Source organism: Vibrio sp. 1562 (genome assembly GCF_033340155.1).
GTDB classification, from domain to species: domain Bacteria; phylum Pseudomonadota; class Gammaproteobacteria; order Enterobacterales; family Vibrionaceae; genus Vibrio; species Vibrio alginolyticus.
In genome coordinates this window covers 1-579 of record NZ_JAWOVY010000589.1, presented here as the reverse complement: position 1 = coordinate 579, position 579 = coordinate 1, and the positions used below count along the sequence as shown (strand labels likewise).

Here is a 579-nt window from a genome sequence, read left to right as displayed (position 1 = left end):
ATTTGCATTCGGCCCCATGGGCTAACACCACATTTGCTCCACGACCAAGAAGTTGAAGTGCATCGGTTTGTGCTTGCAATGTGACCATTCCCTCACCGGTTAGTTTGATGACGATTTCACGCTGCGTCGCGATAATTTTACCTAATGAAAACTCGATAACCATGTTCTGCCTTTGGGTGTATCTCTGCTGATTGATGAAGTCGAATTAAGCCAATTTTGCTTTTTGTTGTTTCACAGCAATCGTTAGACGACTAGTACACACCAAACGATCACGTTCGTCTGTAATTTCAATCTGCCAAACTTGAGTCGAAACACCAAGGTGAATAGGTTTTGCGGTACCGATAACATAACCACTGCGCATTGCTCGTACATGGTTTGCGTTGATATCTAAACCTACGCAGTAGTTACCTTCACTCACGCAAAAGTTTGCGGCAATGGAACCTAATGTTTCTGCTAGTACGACGGATGCACCACCATGCAACATACCCAGCGGTTGGTGAGTAAAACTGCACACTGGCATCGTTGCACTTAATGAGTCATCCGTGAAGTTGGTGTACTCGATTTGTAGGTGCTCCATCA

General features: G+C 44.9%; 2 protein-coding genes. Both read right to left on the bottom strand.

Features of this window, described 5'->3' with window-relative positions:
* Positions 1-163 (bottom strand): DUF3389 family protein (locus tag R7Z49_RS26555; RefSeq protein ID WP_318112652.1); only part of this gene is annotated, 163 nt, incomplete at its 3' end.
* Between the two features lie 42 nt (positions 164-205).
* The coding region (locus R7Z49_RS26550; RefSeq protein ID WP_318112650.1) for a hotdog fold thioesterase at positions 206-579 on the bottom strand (374 nt) is incomplete at its 5' end.